Genomic DNA, 2,346 nt, shown 5'->3' with positions numbered 1-2,346 from the left:
GCACGGGAAGATTATATTGAACATGCCCTCCTCCCGTGTAACTTACGATCATACGACGGGGGCCGTCATTCTCGCGACGAAACTCGTCTAGCCTGATTGCCAGGGTTCTGGCCATGCCCTCATCCCGGACCATCGACGCCTCATACATCGTCCGGAAGTGCTCCTCAGTTCCACCGTGGCATCGTTTCAACTGATCCATAATCCTCTCGCGGTACGCTGGGTCGTCAACGATATCCTCCTGTAGAATTCCCCAGGGCGCCCATTCAGACTCTTGCTTGGCTTGATCGAACCCCACTTTCACGACGCGACGAATCAAAGGTTTGGGTGGGTTCATTGCCCGGACGGACAACTGCCGATCGCGAGCAAACGTCACCAATGGCGCGTAGTCTTCGAATGCTCCACCCCAATTTTGTTTCCAGCGCACCTGCTCCAAAAACTCGTTCGTGACCGGCTGAGTGGTCGTGACATAATCGTCGAGGGCCGGCTGGCCGTCCCAGCCGAACATCTCCATTCCGATGGTGGGTTGAATGCCATCCGCCACCAATTGACCCAACACTTTCAGCGCTGCTTGGATATGGTACGGATTGTGATGTTCCTCTCCCAGGGAGACAATGTCGTGTCGTTCCACGATCGTGATGAACTCTGAAAACGGGAGCACGCGGCCGGTTTGAGTCTCAAGGATCTGCCAAGGTTGCCATCCCTCATCGACGCCGCCATCCAGGTAGCCGCCGCGTTCACCACCCGCACACCCGATCGAGAAGATCAGCAGAGCCACGAGCGAGCGCAGTATGGCGGCCGGGCGCCAGGCCAGCGGGTCGGCCGACAGGAATGGTGATTTCATGAACCACTCCTACCATACCGAACAAGCGTGAACAAGCGGACTTGACGCTGAAGTTTGAAGATGACTATGCTTCGCATCCAGCAGTCCTTGGTGATCCTCTCACGCATAGCCGACCACGCTTCATGAGTTCCGACCCACTCGCTGAATTCCGCCGCGCCGTGAGTGTCCGCGCGCGCCGGTTTCCCGGACAATGGGAGACATCAAAACAATTGTTGGAAGAGACCACCTTTCCTTCCACCATCGCGAGACTGTGTGAGGCCGTTCGTGGCAAAGATCTTCCGGCTTCCGTGAAAGATCGGCTATTGCGCCTCTTCGAGGAAGACGAGCCGCGCCAGGTTCAGGATCTCGACGGAGCAGTCCTCAAGTCCGTCACGGGCCTTCCACGGGCGAAGGCCTTACGCGCGTTGGCCGTCTTTTTTGAGCTGGTGCCCACAGCCACCTCGAAGTGGCCGGTGCCTCGTCTATCGAGTAAAGAGGTTGAAGAAGTCGTGCGCGAGTTCGAGAACCCTTTCGACTTCCTTCGTCGCATTGACGTGGCATCCGTATTGGAAATCGGGGCCGGCGATCTCTCGTTTGCCGAAGAGTTAGTCGGCATGTACGGCCCCGAGCTCCAGCAACAACAACGGCCATTCATCGTCCACTGCCTGGATCGACTCGATCCCCGTTCTCAACTGGGCGGTCCGCTTCACGCAAATCCGGAAAGACTGCAGACGTTACAGCGGAAGGAACGTCTTTCCTTCTCTTTCTTCGGCAATCAAGACATGTTTGAACGTGGAGAGCTGGAGCAACAGGGACTGCTGGCCCCGCGATATGCCGTCGCCACCTGTTGGGCGCCGGCCACACCGACCTTCGCCTATGAGCCGACCAGGCTTTCCTAGACACTCATCAGCAGTGAGCTGGAGCGCACCAAGGGCACGTTTCAGCGGACAAGGTTCGGCAAAGAACAAGCCCTCGAAGTCCGGCATGCCGGCCGTTCGCTTCTTTTCCCTCCGTGGAAGTTCGAGATCGTCGGCCCCCTCACTCTCTTGAGACTGCTCGCCCGTCGCGGACTCCTGTGTGTGCTGGGGGCCGTGGATTCGCAGGTGTTCTGGGAACTGCTGGCGCAATTGCTGGAGGACTCGCGCCATCGTCCGACGGAACAACCCTTTAATTCCGCCAATCTGCCGACAATCTTCGGCGAGGTGTATCATGCTCTTGCCGGTTTGCCGATCGGCGAATCGATCGACTTGGCCGAGGTGGTGGCCCTTCGGCGTCACTATCTCCGGTCGAGCTCATCTTCCCTCATGGAGGGCGCTGCCGATCATTTCCGGTATATCCGCATCAGCCGAGGCGCCACCTTCCCCGGCATTCCGGCGAGCAGCACCGCCCGGAAGTTCGCTTCCATGACTGAAGAAGTTCCCCCATGGTTTCTCACCATGGTTCCCGCGTGAGCTTCCCATCCCGAGCCCTCTCATGACGCGATGGCATAGGAGACGGAAAAGCTTGAATAATTGACCGTTTCCAGA

General features: G+C 58.1%; 3 protein-coding genes. 2 read left to right on the top strand and 1 reads right to left on the bottom strand.

Annotated elements, in window-relative coordinates; genetic code table 11:
* Window positions 1-841, bottom strand: an 841-nt coding sequence (locus ACOSYY_RS17090; RefSeq protein WP_421664009.1) for a ChaN family lipoprotein, incomplete at its 3' end; no start/stop codon positions are given.
* 41 nt (window positions 842-882) lie between these two features.
* Here ACOSYY_RS17090 and ACOSYY_RS17085 point away from each other — a divergent pair.
* Window positions 883-1,719, top strand: coding sequence for a hypothetical protein (locus tag ACOSYY_RS17085; RefSeq protein WP_421664008.1), 837 nt, complete (start codon window positions 883-885; stop codon window positions 1,717-1,719).
* 180 nt (window positions 1,720-1,899) lie between these two features.
* Window positions 1,900-2,271, top strand: coding sequence for a hypothetical protein (locus tag ACOSYY_RS17080; RefSeq protein ID WP_421664007.1), 372 nt, complete (start codon window positions 1,900-1,902; stop codon window positions 2,269-2,271).
* Window positions 2,272-2,346: the final 75 nt, after the last annotated feature.

This window comes from Nitrospira sp. BLG_2 (assembly GCF_049222245.1).
This window is presented reverse-complemented; position numbering and strand designations above follow the sequence as displayed.